This window comes from Rhodococcus sp. ACT016, from assembly GCF_050477185.1.
GTDB lineage: Bacteria > Actinomycetota > Actinomycetes > Mycobacteriales > Mycobacteriaceae > Prescottella.
This window is the reverse complement of record NZ_JBEAET010000001.1, coordinates 1522566-1539321: the sequence shown is the minus strand read 5'-3', so window position 1 is coordinate 1539321 and position 16756 is coordinate 1522566. Positions and strand designations below refer to the sequence as shown.

11 protein-coding genes are annotated in these 16756 nt (G+C 70.1%); 6 read left to right on the top strand and 5 right to left on the bottom strand.

The window, feature by feature from the left end; all coding sequences use genetic code 11:
* Positions 1-14 precede the first annotated feature (14 nt).
* The 3 genes from ACQ5DX_RS07075 (at position 15) to ACQ5DX_RS07065 (ending at position 4711) form a co-directional block, all read left to right on the top strand.
* Entirely contained in the window at positions 15-2075 is a 2061-nt protein-coding gene (locus tag ACQ5DX_RS07075) for an ATP-dependent DNA helicase (RefSeq protein WP_430331956.1), read from the top strand.
* A gap of 69 nt (positions 2076-2144) precedes the next feature.
* On the top strand, positions 2145-3065 hold the full coding sequence (locus ACQ5DX_RS07070) for an ATP-binding cassette domain-containing protein (RefSeq protein ID WP_430331955.1): 921 nt from the start codon (positions 2145-2147) through the stop codon (positions 3063-3065).
* Positions 3062-4711: an ABC transporter permease gene (locus ACQ5DX_RS07065; protein WP_430331954.1), complete on the top strand. Its 1650-nt coding sequence runs from the start codon at positions 3062-3064 to the stop codon at positions 4709-4711. Before ACQ5DX_RS07070 ends, ACQ5DX_RS07065 begins: the two co-directional genes overlap by 4 nt.
* A 16-nt stretch (positions 4712-4727) precedes the next feature.
* Here the strand turns inward: ACQ5DX_RS07065 and ACQ5DX_RS07060 are convergent, their stop codons facing one another.
* Positions 4728-5378 carry a double zinc ribbon domain-containing protein gene (locus tag ACQ5DX_RS07060; RefSeq protein ID WP_430331953.1) on the bottom strand — a complete coding sequence of 217 codons (651 nt, stop codon included), beginning with the start codon at positions 5376-5378 and terminating at the stop codon, positions 4728-4730.
* Positions 5379-5498: 120 nt separating this feature from the next.
* Positions 5499-8099, bottom strand: a complete 2601-nt coding sequence (gene glgP, locus ACQ5DX_RS07055) for an alpha-glucan family phosphorylase (RefSeq protein WP_430331952.1) — start codon at positions 8097-8099, stop codon at positions 5499-5501.
* A gap of 215 nt (positions 8100-8314) precedes the next feature.
* Here glgP and ACQ5DX_RS07050 point away from each other — a divergent pair, with 215 nt between their 5' ends.
* The 3 genes from ACQ5DX_RS07050 to ACQ5DX_RS07040 are packed head-to-tail and all read left to right on the top strand — an operon-like array spanning position 8315 to position 13999.
* Entirely contained in the window at positions 8315-10324 is a 2010-nt protein-coding gene (locus ACQ5DX_RS07050) for a maltotransferase domain-containing protein (RefSeq protein ID WP_430331951.1), read from the top strand.
* A complete protein-coding gene (gene glgB / locus ACQ5DX_RS07045) occupies positions 10294-12516 on the top strand; it encodes a 1,4-alpha-glucan branching protein GlgB (RefSeq protein ID WP_430331950.1) in 2223 nt (740 codons plus the stop codon). Before ACQ5DX_RS07050 ends, glgB begins: the two co-directional genes overlap by 31 nt.
* 28 nt (positions 12517-12544) lie before the next feature.
* Positions 12545-13999, top strand: coding sequence for a neutral zinc metallopeptidase (locus ACQ5DX_RS07040; RefSeq protein WP_430331949.1), 1455 nt, complete (start codon positions 12545-12547; stop codon positions 13997-13999).
* A 32-nt stretch (positions 14000-14031) separates the two neighbouring features.
* Here the strand turns inward: ACQ5DX_RS07040 and ACQ5DX_RS07035 are convergent, their stop codons facing one another.
* The 3 genes from ACQ5DX_RS07035 to ACQ5DX_RS07025 all read right to left on the bottom strand — a co-directional run bounded on the left by ACQ5DX_RS07035 (position 14032) and on the right by ACQ5DX_RS07025 (position 16722).
* Positions 14032-14940 (bottom strand): tetratricopeptide repeat protein, encoded by a 909-nt coding sequence (locus ACQ5DX_RS07035; protein ID WP_430331948.1) that lies wholly within the window; start codon positions 14938-14940, stop codon positions 14032-14034.
* A gap of 107 nt (positions 14941-15047) precedes the next feature.
* The gene (locus ACQ5DX_RS07030) at positions 15048-15419 is read right to left on the bottom strand and encodes a DUF3817 domain-containing protein (RefSeq protein WP_430331947.1); all 372 of its coding nucleotides are present in this window, start codon (positions 15417-15419) and stop codon (positions 15048-15050) included.
* Positions 15420-15528: 109 nt separating this feature from the next.
* Positions 15529-16722 (bottom strand): acetyl-CoA C-acetyltransferase, encoded by a 1194-nt coding sequence (locus ACQ5DX_RS07025; protein WP_430331946.1) that lies wholly within the window; start codon positions 16720-16722, stop codon positions 15529-15531.
* Between the last annotated feature and the right edge of the window lie 34 nt (positions 16723-16756).

Genomic DNA, 16756 nt, shown 5'->3' with positions numbered 1-16756 from the left:
AGTACCCTGTTGCGGTGCCCGACCGTGAGCTGCCCACCGTCCCCGAACTCCTCAAGCTCGCGGTCCGCTCCCTCGGCGGCAAGGAACGCAAGAACCAGCTGACGATGGCGTCGGCGGTCGCGCACTCGATCGACACCGGCGAGCACCTTGCGGTGCAGGCCGGCACCGGCACCGGCAAGTCGCTCGCGTATCTCGTGCCCAGCGTCCGGCACGCCGTCGAGTCCGGGCGGACCGTCGTCGTCTCGACCGCGACGATCGCACTGCAACGCCAGTTGGTGGATCGCGACATGCCCCGCCTCGCGGAGGCGTTGAAGCCCGCGCTGGGCCGTCTTCCCCGGTTCGCGATCCTCAAGGGCCGCGGTAACTACCTGTGCATGAACAAGATCCACACCGGGATGGCGCAGGACGATCCGCCGGAGGCCGAGCTGTTCGACGCGTTCGCGGTCTCCCGGCTGGGCCGCGAGGTGCAGCGACTCACCAAGTGGTCGTCGGACACCGAGACCGGCGACCGCGACGATCTCGTGCCGGGTGTGAGCGACCAGGCGTGGCGGCAGGTGAGCGTCAGCGCCCGCGAGTGCCTCGGCAAGTCCCGGTGCCCCGTCGGCGAGGACTGCTTCGCCGAACGTGCCCGCGCCGAGGCCGCGAAGGTGGACGTGGTGGTCACCAATCACGCGATGCTCGCCATCGACGCGATCTCCGGGATCGCGGTGCTGCCCGAGCACGACGTCGTCGTGATCGACGAGGCCCACGAGCTCGTGGACCGGGTCACCGGCGTCGCGACGGCGGAACTGGCGGCGTCGGCGATCAGCGCCGCGGCCCGCCGCTGCGTGAAACTGGTCGAGGAGCAGGACGTCGATCGGCTCGAGGCCGCCGCCGAAGGCTGGTCCGAACTGCTCGAGCAGTTGCCGGGCGAGCGCTGGGACGCGCTGCCCGACGGCGCCCCGCTGGCGTTGGCCGCCGTGCGCGACGCCGCGTGGAACGTGCGCACCGCGATCGGGCCGTCCAAGCCGGGGATGGCGGCGGCCGACCCTGAGGCCGCGGCCGCCCGCAACGCCGCGCTGTCGGCGATCGACGAGGTCCACGACAGCGCCGTGCGCGTGCTCACCGCGTTCGACGAACCGGACCCGGCGAAGCGCAAGGACGTCGTGTGGCTGTCGGTCGAGGAGAACCGCGGCAATGTTCGCCGGGTGGTGCGGATGGCGCCACTGTCGGTCGGCGGCCTGCTGCGGGCGAGCCTGTTCGCTGAGTCCACGGTGGTGCTGACGTCGGCGACGTTGACGGTCGGCGGTTCCTTCGACGGCCTCGCGGTGAACTGGGGCCTGCCGCCGGAGTCGCCGTCGCGCAGCGACACCACGACCGCGATCGGCAAGGAGGTGCCGTCGGATGCCGGTGCGCTGCACTGGAATTCGCTCGACGTGGGGTCGCCGTTCGACCACGCCAAGTCCGGGATCATGTACATTGCGCGGCACCTGCCGCCACCGGGACGCGACGGCCTGTCGCCGGTGTTCCTCGACGAGATCGAGGAGCTGGTCACCGCGGCCGGCGGCCGGACGCTCGGATTGTTCTCGTCGATGCGCGCCGCGAAGGCCGCCGCCGAAGCCATGCGTGACCGCCTCGACGTGCCGGTGCTGTGCCAGGGCGACGACTCGACCGGCACGCTGGTGAAGAAGTTCGCTGAGGACGAGTCGACGACGCTGTTCGGCACGCTGTCGCTGTGGCAGGGCGTCGACGTACCCGGTCCGTCGCTGAGCCTGGTGATCCTGGACCGGATCCCGTTCCCCCGGCCCGACGACCCGCTGCTGGTGGCGCGCCAGCAGGCGGTGGAGTCGCGCGGCGGCAACGGGTTCCTCTCGGTGGCCGCCAATCACGCGGCGCTGCTGCTCGCGCAGGGCGTCGGACGCCTGCTGCGCAGTGTCGACGACAAGGGCGTGGTCGCAGTGCTCGACTCGCGACTGGCCACCGCCCGCTACGGCGGCTACCTGCGCGCGTCGCTGCCGCCGTTCTGGGAGACCGCGGACCCGAAGGTGGTGCGGCAGGCGCTCGCCCGCATCGCGGCTTCGCGGCCGGGTTCCTGAACCCGTCCGCGAGGTCCGGGAACCCGGTAAACCCGGTCGGCGGCGTCGCGATCGTCCTATGCTCGGGCGATGGACCCGGTGATCTCGGTTCGCGGACTCGCCAAACGCTTCGGTGACGTCCATGCCCTCGACGGTCTCGATCTCGAGGTCGGCCCCGGCGAGGTCCACGGCTTCCTCGGCCCCAACGGTTCCGGCAAATCCACCACGATCCGGGTGCTGCTCGGTCTGCTGCGCGCCGACGGCGGCGATGTCACGGTGCTGGACGCCGACCCGTGGCGCGACGCGGTGAGTCTGCACCGGCACCTCGCGTACGTGCCGGGCGACGTGAACCTGTGGCCCAACCTCACCGGCGGCGAGGCCATCGACCTGTTCGGCCGGCTGCGTGGCGGTCTCGACGACAAACGCCGCCAGGAACTGATGGATCGGTTCGAACTCGATCCCACCCGCAAGGGCCGCACGTATTCGAAGGGCAACCGGCAGAAGGTGGCGCTCATCGCGGCGCTGGCCGCCGACGCGCAATTGCTGATCCTCGACGAACCGACGTCCGGCCTGGACCCGTTGATGGAAGTGGTGTTCCAGGACTGCATCGGCGAGGCGGCGCGGGACGGCCGCACGATCCTGCTTTCGAGCCACATCCTGGCCGAGGTCGAGTCGCTGTGCGGCGTGGTTACGATCATCCGTGCCGGCCGCACGGTGCAGAGCGGGACGTTGCGCGAGCTCCGACACCTGACGCGCACCACTGTCACCGCCACCACCCGCGAGTCTCCGAACGGTCTCGCGTCGGCGCCCGGGGTGCACAACCTGAAGGCACTCGACGACCAGGACAACAGCGTCACCTTCGACGTCGACTCGGACCGCATCGACTCGGTGATGTCCGAGCTCGCCGGGCGAGGCATCGTGTCGATCACCGCCCATCCGCCCACCCTCGAGGACCTGTTCCTGCGCGAGTACAGCGACGAGTTCGATTCGCTGGGCATCGAGCGGCGATGACAACGCAGGTCGCGGGACCCACGCAGGCCACGAGGCCGGCGGACACGTCGACCACGGACCCGCTCGCCGGGACGTGGACGCTCACCCGGCTGGCATTGCGGGTCGATCGGATCCGCCTGCCCGCTTGGGTCATCGCGGTCGGCGGCTCGACGGTGCTGTTGGCGTCGAGCTACCAGACCCTCTACCCCACCCCCGAGTCTCGGCAGGCCCGTGGCGCGCTGATCGAATCGCCCGCCGCGACGGCGCTCGCCGGACCGGGGTACGGGCTGTCGAACTACACGCTCGGCGCGATGGTCGCCAACGAGATCGCCGGCATGACGATGATCGCGGTCGCGATCATGTCGGTGCTGTTGGTGACGCTGCACCTGCGGACCGAGGAGGAGACCGGGCGCGCGGAGATGCTGCGCTCGGGCGTCGTCGGCCGGTTCACGCCGATCACCTCGGGGCTCGCGATCGTCCTCCTCGCGAACCTGCTGATCGGGCTGATCCTGGGGCTCGGGCTGACCGCCGTCGGCCTGCCGGCGCTCGGGTCGTGGAACCTCGCCGCGGGCGTGTTCATGGTGGGTCTCGCGTTCGGTGCGACGTCGGCGCTGTTCTCGCAGGTCACCGAGCATGCCCGCACGGCGAGCGGGCTGGGTCTGGTCGCGGTCGCGGTGGCGTATCTGCTGCGTGCGATCGGCGACGTCCGCGCCAAGGAGGACGGGAGCCTGTGGTCGTGGCTCTCGCCGATCGGCTGGGCGCAGTCCACACGCGCCTACGTCGACGAGCGGTGGTGGCCGCTGCTGCTCGGTCTCGCGGCGGTCGTCGTCGGCGTCGTGCTCGCGTACCTCGTGGTGGGCCGGCGCGACGTCGGCGCCGGGCTGGTGGCTCCGCGCGGCGGGCGGCCCCGCGCGAGTGGCGCACTCACCGGGATCGCGGCGTTGACGGTGCGCATGCAGCGCAATCAGATCGTGGCGTGGGGCATCGGCGTCGCCGCGCTGGCTTTCCCGATCGGGGCACTGGGTCAGCAGGTCGCCGACTTCCTCGACCAGGACCCCCGGTTGGCCGGGTTGCTGCCGGGCGGCGCGACCAATGCCGCGCAGGGCGCCTTCGCGCTGTATCTGGTGTTCCTGGCGATCATGGCCTGCATGTACGCGATGACCGCGATCCAGTCGGCCCGCAACGAGGAGACGTCCGGGCGCGCCGAGGACGTGCTCGCCAGCCCGGTGTCGCGGTGGCGGTGGCTCGGCGCGCAGCTGTCGGTCATCAGCGTCGCGACGTCGCTGATCGTGCTGGCCGCCGGGGCCGCGATGGGCATCACCGCGGCCGCGACGCTGCACGACGGGTCGATGTTCGGCCGGCTCGTCGGCTCGGCCGCGAACTTCCTGCCGGCGACGCTGACGGTGATCGCGCTGACCGCCGCGGTCTACGCGTGGTTTCCGCGACTGCTGGCCGTGGTGTGGGTGTATCTCGGCTACGCACTCGTGATCGGGATGTTCCTCGAGGTACTCCCCGCCTGGACCGGGTGGGCGTCACCGTTCCACTTCACGTCGAACATGCCGGCCGACGCGTTCGACGTCGTGCCGTTCATCGTGCTGCTCGTCATCGCGGCGGCGCTCTACGGACTGGCTCTGGTCGGGTTCCGTCGCCGCGACATCCAGTCGTGACGCGCCCGCACGGAACCTACTGGGGCTGACCGCAATTCGAGCAAAACGCCACCCCGGCCTCCACTGCGTGGCCACAGCCACTGCAGTCGGTGCGCAGATCGAACGAGGTGCCGCAGGAAGAGCAGAATCGGCCGCCTGCCGTATCGGCGCCGCACGTGGGACAGCTCACGCGGGCCGGTGTCGCGACGTCGTACTCCCGCGCCCAGTCCTGCCGCCGGGCCGCTTCGTGAATCTGCTCGCCGCGAGCATCCGCCTGCGCACGTGCGATCTGGTGCGCGACCAGCGGCGAACAGTGCGAGCACTCGCCCACCTGGTCGTTCCAACAGACGCGTGCGCACACCCACGAGCCACAGCCGCCGCACAGCCGGAAGTCGCGCTCGACCTCCTCGACTGCCCCCGCGAAGGCCTTGTCCTTCGAGCGCGACGCCGAGCCGCCCCAGCTGTTCGAGTAGCTCTCCGCGGCGGACGACGCCTTGTTGAGCACTCCGACGCTGTCACCGAACAGGTCGCGCAGCACCCGCAGCGCGCCCCGTCCGCGCGAGAAGACGTTCTGCTGGAACGAGGAGCGGTACTCGGTGCTGCAGCGCTCGCAACGAAACTTCCACTGGAACCCGTCGTCGTTCGACTCGTCGGAGTAGTAACTCGTGAAGGCCACCGGTTCGGCCATGGCGCGATCAGTTCCTTTGCTGCAGCGGGCAATACTGTGACCTGAGCCGGGGTAGGCCGGACGCCTGTCGCCAGATTCCTACCCTAGATCGAGTGCGAACCGCAACGCCACGGCGCGGCGCTAGACGTAGGGTGCCGCAACGAGTCTCAGCTCTGCGTCGGTCGCGAGCAGTCGGTGGTGCGGCAGAACACGGACGGTGTAGCCCACGGACCCTGACACGGGCAACGGCGTGGTGGCGACGAACATCTCCCCCAGTCCGTCACTGCCGGCGTGCGCCATCGGCACGGTCGTCACGTCGGTGAGGTCCTCGTCGGGGCCGACTCGGCCGAGCACCGCCTCCACCACGACGTCCTCCGGCGCCAGCCCGCCGAGCCGGACGAACGCCCGCAGCGACAGGTCGGCACCGATCTCGGGGTTGTCGGGCAGTCCGGCGCTGTCGACCTGCGCCACCTGCACGCCCGGCCACGCGGCCGCGACCCGCCGCCGGTACTCGGCGACCTCGCGGGCACCGGAGAAGTTGTCGGGCAACGTGTTCCGAGTCGCGACTGCTGCGGGAGCGTAGTACTCGACGGCGTAATCGCGCACCATCCGCGACGCCAGCACCTTCGGCCCGAGGGTCTGTAGCGTGTGCCGCACCATCTCGATCCAGCGGGTCGGCAGGTCGGCGGCATCGCGGTCGTAGAACCGCGGCAGCACCGACCGCTCGAGCAGTTCGTACAGTGCGGTCGCCTCGAGGTCGTCGCGGCGGACCTCGTCGGCGACGCCGTCCGCGGTCGGGATGGCCCAGCCGTTCTCGCCGTCGAACATCTCGTCCCACCAGCCGTCGCGGATGGACAGGTTGAGACCGCCGTTGAGCGCCGACTTCATGCCCGACGTCCCGCACGCTTCGAGCGGCCGCAGCGGGTTGTTGAGCCACACGTCGCAGCCCCAGTACAGGTACCGGGCCATCGACATGTCGTAGTCGGGCAGGAACACGATCCGGTGCCGCACGTCGTGCTGGTCGGCGAACCGGACCACCTGCTGGATGAGTGCCTTGCCGCCCTCGTCGGCGGGATGGCTCTTGCCGGCGACCACCAACTGCACCGGGCGTTGGTCGTCGAGCAGCAACGCCTTCAACCGCTCGGGGTCGCGCAGCATCAGCGTGAGCCGCTTGTAGGTCGGAACGCGGCGCGCGAATCCGACCGTGAGCACGTTCGGGTCGAACACCTCTGCGGTCCAACCGAGTTCGGCCTCGGTGGCACCGCGCTCGAGCCACGACGCCCGGACGCGTCGGCGCACCTCGTCCACCAGTTGCGCGCGCAGGGTGTTGCGGGTGGACCACAGCTCGGCCGGATCGATCTCCCGCAGCCGCTCCCAGCCGCGCGCCTCCTCGAGCAGCTCGGGACCGACCAGGCGCCGCGCGAGGTCCATCCATTCGCGCGCCGCCCACGTCGGGGCGTGGACGCCGTTGGTGACCGAGCCGATCGGCACCTCGGCGGCGTCGAAGCCCGGCCACAGCGACTCGAACATCTCGCGGCTCACCTCGCCGTGCAGCTTCGAGACGCCGTTGGCGCGCTGTCCGAGACGCAAGCCCATGTGCGCCATGTTGAACACGCCGGGATCGTTCTCGCCGCCGAGTCCGAGGATGCGATCGACGGCCAGACCGGGCAGCAGCGTCGACTCGCGCTCGCCCTCGTTGCCACCGAAGTAGCGGCGCACGAGATCGGCCGGGAAGCGGTCGATGCCCGCCGGCACCGGGGTGTGGGTGGTGAACACGGTGCCCGCGCGCACCGCGGCGAGCGCGGCGTCGAAGTCGAGGCCGACGCCGGTGATCAGCTCCCGGATGCGCTCGAGACCGAGGAACCCCGCGTGGCCCTCGTTCATGTGGAACACCTCGGGGTCCGCGAGCCCGTGCGCACGGGTATAGGCGCGAACCGCGCGGACGCCGCCGATGCCGGCGAGAATCTCCTGCTTGATGCGGTGGTCCTGATCGCCGCCGTAGAGCCTGTCGGTCACCGCGCGCAGCTCGGGATCGTTCTCGGCGATGTCGGAGTCGAGCAGCAGCAGCGGCACCCGCCCGACCTGCGCGATCCACACCCGCGCCCGCAGCACCCGGCCGCCCGGCATGGCGACGTGGATCAGGACCGGCGCGCCGGGGCCGCCGTCACCGGAGGTCTCGGTGAGCAGCCGCAGCGGCAGGCCCTGCGGGTCGTGCGCCGGGTAGTGCTCGGCCTGCCAGCCGTCCGCGGTCAGCGACTGCCGGAAGTATCCCGACCGGTACAGCAGCCCGACGCCGATCAGCGGCAGGCCCAGATCCGATGCCGCCTTGAGGTGGTCGCCGGCGAGGATGCCGAGGCCGCCGGAGTAGTTCGGGAGCACCTCGGTGACGCCGAACTCCATCGAGAAGTACGCGATTCCGGTCGCCAGTTCGACACCCTTGTCGAGCTGATCCTGGTACCAGCGCGGACGGGTGAGGTAGTCGTCGAGGTCCGCGGCCGCGCGGTCCAGGTCGGCGAGGAAGACCGGATCGACCGCGAGGTCGTCGAGTCGGTACGGATCGACCTCGCCGAGCATGCGGACCGGGTCGTGCCGCACCGTCGTCCACAACTCGGGGTCGATCGACGCGAACAGGTCCTGCGTCGGCGGATGCCACGACCAACGCAGATTGGTCGACAACGGACCCAGCGCCGCGAGACGCTCGGGCAGGTGGGCTCGTACGGTGAACCGACGCAGGGCTTTCACGCCGCGAAGACTACCCACATTCGACGCCGACGACCCGCCGAGCAGCGAGGACGGCCCATCACGTCACCCCGCGCGCACAGACGGCGCGGTCCTCTCCCACCGATTTCGACCCCGGCGATCCCGGCACCACGCGACCGGCTGAACTACGGTTGATCCAGCGCCGCCCCCGGGACGGAAAACCACACCGGGACGTTCAGAGACCGAACGGAGTACGTGTGACAGGTCGCCTCGCCATCGACGATGTGCTGCCCTCGATCGACGGGGGCCGCTTCCCGGCCAAGGCCGTGGTCGGCGAGGTGTTCCCCGTGTCCGCGACCGTGTGGCGCGAGGGCCACGAGGCGGTGGCCGCGACGCTCGTCGTCGATGGGCCCGCCGGCCCCACCGAATCGCTGCGGATCCCGATGCACCCCGGGCCCCTGCACGACACGTTCCACGCGACGTTCACACCGGGCAGCGTCGGCCACTGGACCTACCGGATCGAGGCGTGGGGCGACCCCATCCAGACGTGGCGGAGCGCGGTCGAGGTGAAGCTGGGCGTCGGCCAGGGCCCCGCGGAACTCGCGAACGACCTCGAGGTGGGCGCGCGCCTGTTCGAGCGGGCCGCCGACGGCGCCGAGACCGCCGACCGCACCCGCCTGCTCGCCGTAGCGGCGGCGCTGCGGTCGGATCGGCAGCTGCCGGTCCGCGTCGCACCGGCGTTCTCGGCGGAGGTGGCGGAGGCGCTGCGGACCCGGCCGCTACGCGAACTGGTGACGTCGTCGGGCACGCACGACGTGGTCGTCGACCGCCGACGTGCGCTGTTCGGTTCGTGGTACGAGTTCTTCCCCCGCTCCACCGGCGGCCGGGACGAGCACGGCGCCCCGCGGCACGGGACGTTCGCGACCGCCGCCGAGGACCTGCCCCGCATCGCCGCGATGGGTTTCGACGTCGTGTACCTGCCGCCGATCCATCCGATCGGCGAAGTTAACCGCAAGGGCCCCAACAACTCCCTGACCGCCGGCCCCGACGACGTCGGCTCGCCGTGGGCGATCGGCTCCGCCGACGGCGGTCACGACGCGATCCACCCCGCGTTGGGGACCGAGACCGATTTCGAGGAATTCGTCGCCGACACCGCCCGACTCGGGCTCGAGGTGGCGCTGGACCTCGCGCTGCAGTGTGCGCCCGACCATCCTTGGGCGCGTGAGCATCCCGAGTGGTTCACGCAACTGCCCGACGGGACCATCGCGTACGCCGAGAACCCGCCCAAGAAATACCAGGACATCTACCCGATCGACTTCGACCACGACACCACCGGCGTCCACGCCGAGGTGCTGCGGATCGTGCGGCACTGGATTCGGCTGGGCGTCAAGATCTTCCGGGTCGACAATCCGCACACCAAGCCGCCGGACCTGTGGCAGTGGCTGATCGCGGAGGTCAAGCGGACCGACCCGGACGTGCTGTTCCTGTCCGAGGCGTTCACCCATCCGGCCAGGCTCTACGGACTCGCCAAGCGTGGGTTCGCACAGTCGTACACGTACTTCACGTGGCGGGTGAACAAGTGGGAGCTCACCGAGTTCGGCAACGAGATCGCCGCCAAGGCCGACGAGGCCCGGCCCAACCTGTTCGTCAACACGCCGGACATCCTGCACGAGAGCCTCCAGCACGGCGGTCCCGGCATGTTCGCGCTGCGGGCCGCGCTCGCCGCGACGCTGTCACCCACGTGGGGCGTGTACTCGGGGTACGAACTGTTCGAACACGTCGCGGTGCGGCCGGGCAGCGAGGAGTACCTGGACTCGGAGAAGTACCAACTTCGTCCGCGCGACTACCTCGGCGCGCGCTCGCGCGGCGAGTCGCTCGAGCCGTGGCTCGCGACGCTCAACCGGATCCGCCGCGCCCACCCGGCCCTGCAGCAACTGCGCAACCTGCACTTCCACCACGTCGACAACGACGCGCTCATCGCGTACTCGAAGTTCGATCCCGTCACCGGTGACGCCGTGCTGATCGTCGTCAACCTCGACCCCTTCGGGGCGCAGCAAGGATTCATCTCCCTCGACATGCCGGCAATCGGCCGCGACTGGCACGACCACCTGTCCGTCCACGACCGGGTCAGCGGCGAGCAGTACGAGTGGGGCCAGCACAACTTCGTCCGACTCGAGCCGTGGCGGGCCTGCGCGCACATCCTCGCGCTCCCGCCGATCCCGCTCGAGGCCCGACGATGCCTCGCGGATCGGGAGCACAACCCGTGACGGCGCCGGACGTGGTGTGCCCGCCCGACCCGCACGATCTGACGCTGATCGCGCAGGGCACGCACCACGACCCGCATTCGGTGCTCGGAGCGCACCCGCGCGCCGACGGCACCGTCGTGCGTGCGCTCCGTCCGGGCGCCGAATCGGTGGCCGTGCGGATCGGCGGCCGCGACCACCCGCTCCATCGCGTCGCCCACGACGTCTTCAGCGCCCTGCTCCCGATCCGCGACCTTGCGGACTACCGCCTCGTCGTCGTGTATCCGGGCGACCACGTCGTCGTCACCGCCGACGGCTACCGTTTCCTGCCCACCCTCGGCGAACTCGATCTCCACCTGTTCGGTGAGGGCCGGCACGAACGGCTCTGGGACGTCCTCGGCGCGCACCCGCGCACGTACGAGACCCCGGACGGTGTCGTGCACGGAACATCCTTCGCGGTGTGGGCGCCCGGCGCGCGCGGGGTGAGCGTGCTGGGCCAGTTCGACCTGTGGGGCGGGCGAACGTATCCCCTGCGGGTACTCGGGAGCACAGGCGTGTGGGAGGTGTTCGTCCCGGAGGTCGGCGTCGGCGCGATGTACAAGTTCCGCATCCACGGCCGCGACGGCAGCGTCCGCGACAAGGCCGATCCGATGGCGTTCGCGACCGAGGTCCCACCAGCCACCGCGTCGATCGTCACCACGTCGGCGCACCGCTGGGCCGACGACGAGTGGATGGCGGCCCGAACCGGTCTCGAACCGAGCCGCGAACCGATGAGCGTGTACGAGGTCCATCTCGGCTCGTGGCGGCCCGGGTTGAGCTACACCGAACTGGCCGACGAACTGAGCCGGTACGTCATCGAGGCTGGGTTCACGCACGTCGAACTGCTACCGGTCGCCGAGCACCCGTACGGCGGGTCGTGGGGCTACCAGGTGACGTCGTACTACGCCCCCACCGCACGGTTCGGCACACCCGACGATTTCCGCGCGTTCGTCGATCGTCTGCACCGCGCCGGCATCGGCGTCATCGTCGACTGGGTGCCGGCGCACTTCCCGAAGGACGAGTGGGCGCTCGCCCGGTTCGACGGGACGCCCCTGTACGAGCACGCCGATCCGCAGCGCGGCGAGCAACTCGACTGGGGCACCTACGTATTCGACTTCGGCCGACGGGAGGTACGCAACTTCCTCGTGGCCAACGCGCTGTTCTGGTTCGACGAGTTCCACGTCGACGGCCTGCGCGTCGACGCCGTCGCCTCGATGCTCTACCTCGACTACTCGCGGCCCTCGGGCCAGTGGACGCCCAACATCCACGGGGGCCGGGAGAACCTCGAGGCGGTCGCGTTCCTGCAGGAGATGAACGCGACGGTGCACAAACTCCACCGTGGCGTCGTCACGATCGCCGAGGAATCGACGGCCTGGCCGGGGGTCACCCGCAACACGAGCGTCGGCGGCCTCGGCTTCACGATGAAATGGAACATGGGCTGGATGCACGACACCCTCGGGTATCTGCACCGCGACCCGATCCACCGCAGCTTCCACCACAACGAGATCACCTTCTCGCTCATGTACGCGTGGAGCGAGAACTATCTGCTCCCGATCAGCCACGACGAGGTCGTCCACGGCAAGGGCACGCTCTGGTCCCGTATGCCCGGCGACGACCACGCGAAGGCGGCCGGTGTCCGCATGCTCCTCGCCTATATGTGGGCGCACCCCGGCAAGCAACTGCTCTTCATGGGCCAGGAGTTCGGCCAGAGCAGAGAGTGGTCGGAGGAACACGGCCTGGACTGGCGCGAGCTGGAGGACCCGGTCGCCGGGGACCTGCACCACGGCATCCACCAGCTGGTGTGCGACCTCAACGCCGCCTACCGCGCCACACCCGCGCTGTGGACGCTCGACACCTCCCCCGGCGGCTATTCGTGGATCGACGCGAACGACACCGAGAACAACGTCCTCAGCTTCCTCAGGTACGGCAGCGACGGTTCGATCGTCGCGTGCCTGTTCAATTTCTCCGGATCCGCGCACTCGAACTACCGGGTCGGTTTGCCCGAACCGGGCACATGGTCTGAGATCCTCAATACCGACGCGCGGGACTTCTGCGGGTCCGGGATGGGCAATTTCGGTGCGGTGACCGCCACCGAACATCCCTGGCACGGGCGCCCAGCCTCGGCGGAGGTGACTCTGCCGGCGAGCGCAGCGATCTGGATGAGGTTGGAGCATTGAGGCGGCACTCGGTGACTGGGCTCGACCGGTGAGGACGCGGACGGCACGCACCCGCACGGTGCTTGCAACCCTCGCGCTGATCACGGTTGCCGCCACCGGATGCTCGTCGACGATCGCCGGCCGCGCCGTGTCGATCTACGCCGACCCGTTCACGGTCGCCGGGCTCCCCGCGCAGGGCGGGCCGAGCGGCCCCCGGGAGGGGGTCCCCGACACCGCGCGCGCCGTTGTCGGCGGCGACCACGGCGCGATCGACACCCTCGCCGCCAACGCGATCGCCGACATCGAGTCCTACTGGACGGCGCAGTACCCGACGATCTTCAAAGGCACCTTCCACCCGGTGAGCGAACTCGTGTCCTGGGACCCCGACGCCACCGGTGGGCCGCGCTTCTGCGGCCTCGAGACCGACGACCTCGTCAACGCCGCCTACTGCACCAAGCAGGACATGATCGGCTGGGATCGCCACTACCTGTTGCCGAGTCTGGTCGACGCGTTCGGCCCGATGGCGGTTGTCATGGTGCTCGCTCACGAGTACGGCCACGCCATTCAGCAGAAGGCCGGTCTGGTCGGCGAGGACGATCCCGGGATCGTGTTCGAGCAGCAGGCGGACTGCTTTGCGGGCGCGTTCGTCCGGCACGTCGCCGAGAACCGCGCCGAGCACTTCACACTCAACACGTCGGACGGCCTCAATTCGGTCCTCGCGGCGACGGTCTCGGTGCGCGACACCGATCCCAACGATCCCGAAGCAATCCACGGTTCGGCATTCGAACGGGTCACGGCGGTGCAGATCGGATTCACCGACGGACCGGCGGCGTGTACGCGAATCGACGTGGACGAGATCACCTCTCGCCGCGCCGACCTGCCGCAGCGGTTCGACGGCAGGAGCGACGACGGCGAACTTCCCGTGACCGGGGAAACGGTGACCGCGATATTCAACTCGTTCGGCAGCGTCTTCGCCCTGGCGGACCCGCCCACCCTCGACCTCGGCGGGATCGACACCGGATGCCCGGACGCCGACGCGACGGAACCCGTCGCGTTCTGTCCGGCCACCAACACGATCGGCGTCGACCTGCCCGCTCTCGCCGAGCGCGGACGCCCGAGCGCCGGGAACAGCGAGGAGATCGTCAACGTCGACGTCACCGGGGACTACAGCGCCTACGTCTTGCTGGCATCGCGCTACACCCTCGCGGTGCAGCGGCAGGCCGGGATGTCGCTGTCCGGCCCGCAGGCCGCGCTGCGGGCGGCATGCCTGTCGGGCGCGGTCACCGCAGCGCTGAGCCCGGAGAATGCCGGCACGACCGACGGCAGCCGACGGGTGTGGTTGTCCCCCGGCGATCTCGACGAGGCCATCTCCGGGCTCCTGGCCGACGGCCTGGCCGCGAGCGATGTGGACGGCAACACCGTGCCCAGTGGGTTTGCGCGCGTCGACGCCTTCCGCACCGGTGTGCTCGGCGGGCAGAAGGCGTGCGACGGCCGCTACCGGTGAGGTGAGCGCAGGTCAGTACAGATCAGTGCAGATCAGTACAGGGCCGACGCGAGCTTGCGACGAGCCGCGACCACGATCGGATCGGCCGGGTCGAACAGCTCGAAGAGCTCCAGGATGCGCGTGCGGACGTTGGTCCGGTCGTCGCCGACTGTGCGACGCACGAGCGCGACCAGTCGATCGAAGGCCGCCTCGGCGCGCTGGGTGTACAGCTCGGCGTCGGCGGCGGCGAACTGCGCGTCGATCGCCTCGGGCTGGGCGTCGGCGCTCTCGATCGCGTCGTCGGGCAGGGCCTGCACCCGGGCGAGGAACTTGACCTGCCGGAGCGCGGCCTGCGCCTCCGTGTTCCCCGGCTCGGAGTTGAGAATCAGGTTGTAGGCGGCCTCGGCGCCCTCGAAGTCGCCCTCTTCGAGGGCGTTCTCGGCGGCGACGAAACGCGGATCCTCCGGTTCCGGCTCGGGCTCGCCGCCGGCGGTGGGCGGACCGGCGAGCTTGCCGGCCACGGCCTCCTGCAGCGCGGCGATCCACTCGCGCAGCTGCGGCTCGGGCTGGACGCCGGCGAAGTCGGCGAGCGGACGGCCCGCGGCGATCGCAACAACCGTCGGCACCGACTGGACGCCGAAGGCCTGCGCGATACCAGGATTGGCGTCGACGTCGATCTTGGCCAACACCCAGTTGCCGCCACCCTCGTGCGCGAGCTTCTCGAGCACCGGTGACAGCTGCTTGCACGGCCCACACCACGTGGCCCACAGGTCGACGACCACGAGGACCTGCATGGACCGCTCGAGAACCTCGGCCTGGAAGGTGGCCTCGGTGACATCGATGACCGGAGCCAGACCGGTGCTGCTCACGGGCGCAGATCCGTCCGCGGGAGGACCGGCAGGGGCACTCGGCGGCTGCGTGGCGCGGTCTTTCAGACCGGACAGATCCACGGCTCCGGACATGGCAGCAGCAAATTGCGGGGACGGACGAGAACCAGGTCGAGTCACGGATTCAGTGTGTCACGAGTGGCGGGCGGGCAGCCATTCCGGCCCGCCACCGGGTCGGTCGTCTAGCGGGCCGACGCAGGCGTGCGCTCGTCGGCCCGACCAACCGCATTCACCGACAGCTCGCCGAGCTGCCCGTTGCGCGCGGCGCGGCGCTCGAACCAGACGGTCATGAACGGCGGGACGCTGGAGACGAGGGCGAGGACGAGCGTCTTGAAGTCCCACTTCAGCGAGCGTGCGGTCAGCAGCGCGACCACGATGTAGACCATGAACCCGGCGATGCCGTGGACCATGCCGGGGATCTTGACGGCCTCTTCGTATCCGAGAACCCACTTGAAGAACATCGCGACCAGCAGGGCCGCCCAGGTTACGGCCTCCCACAGGGCCACGAGGCGGAACCGCTTCGCAGCGGTGGACACGTCGAGAATGTTAGCCATGGGCGCCATTGTGCCCGAACGATTACGACACCCCGTAGTTGAGACTCGTCACAGTCTCGACCACGGGGTGTCGTGCAGTCGTGGCGTTCGGCCCGAACCGACGCCCGTCCTACTTCTTCGGCACGCGCACGATCAGCGCGTCGCCCTGTCCGCCGCCGCCGCACAGCGCGGCCGCGCCGACGCCGCCGCCGCGACGCTGCAGCTCGAGCGCCAGGTGCAGCGCGATGCGGGCACCGGACATGCCCAGCGGATGCCCGATCGCGATCGCACCACCGTTGACGTTGACCCTCGCCGGATCGATCCCCAGCTCCCGGGTCGAGGCGATACCGACCGCGGCGAACGCCTCGTTGATCTCCACCACGTCCAACTCCGCGGGATCGATACCCTCCCGCTCACACGCGCGGGCGATCGCACGGGCCGGCTGCGACTGCAGCGTCGAGTCCGGGCCCGCGACCACACCGTGCGCACCGATCTCGGCGATCCACTCGAGACCCAACGCCTCGGCCTTGGCCCTGCTCATCACCACGACCGCCGCGGCACCGTCGGAAATCTGCGACGCGGTACCGGCGGTGATCGAACCGTCCTTCGCGAACGCCGGACGCAGCTTGCCCAGCGACTCGACGGTCGTGTCCGCCCGCACACCCTCGTCGGCGGCGACCACGATCGGCTCACCGCGGCGCTGCGGGATCGTCACCGGCACCACCTCGTCCGCGAACAGGCCGTCCTTCCACGCACGCGCCGCGTTCTGGTGCGACGCCGCCGCGAACGCGTCCTGCGCCTCCCGGGAGATGCGCTGATCGTCGTCGGCGTTGCGCTGCTCGGTCAGGTTGCCCATCGGCTGATCGGTGAAGATGTCGTGCAGCCCGTCGAACGCCATGTGATCGCGCAGCGTGACGTCGCCGTACTTGAAACCCTCACGGCTGCGCTCGAGCAGATGCGGTGCCCGCGACATCGACTCCTGACCGCCCGCGACGACCACCTCGAACTCGCCCGCCCGGATCAACTGGTCCGCCAGCGCGATCGCGTCGATACCCGACAGGCACACCTTGTTCACGGTCAACGCCGGCACACTCATCGGGATACCCGCGGCGACCGCGGCCTGACGGGCCGGCATCTGCCCCGCACCGGCCGTGAGGACCTGACCCATGATCACGTACTCGACCTGCTCCGGCGCGACGCCCGCCTTCGCGAGGGCACCCTTGATCGCGACACCGCCGAGGTCGGAACCCGAAAGATCCTTCAAAGCTCCGAGCAGTCGCCCCACCGGGGTCCGCGCCCCGGCAACGATGACAGAAGTGGTCAAGATTCCTCCAGCGGTCGATCCAGGTCCGGGTAGC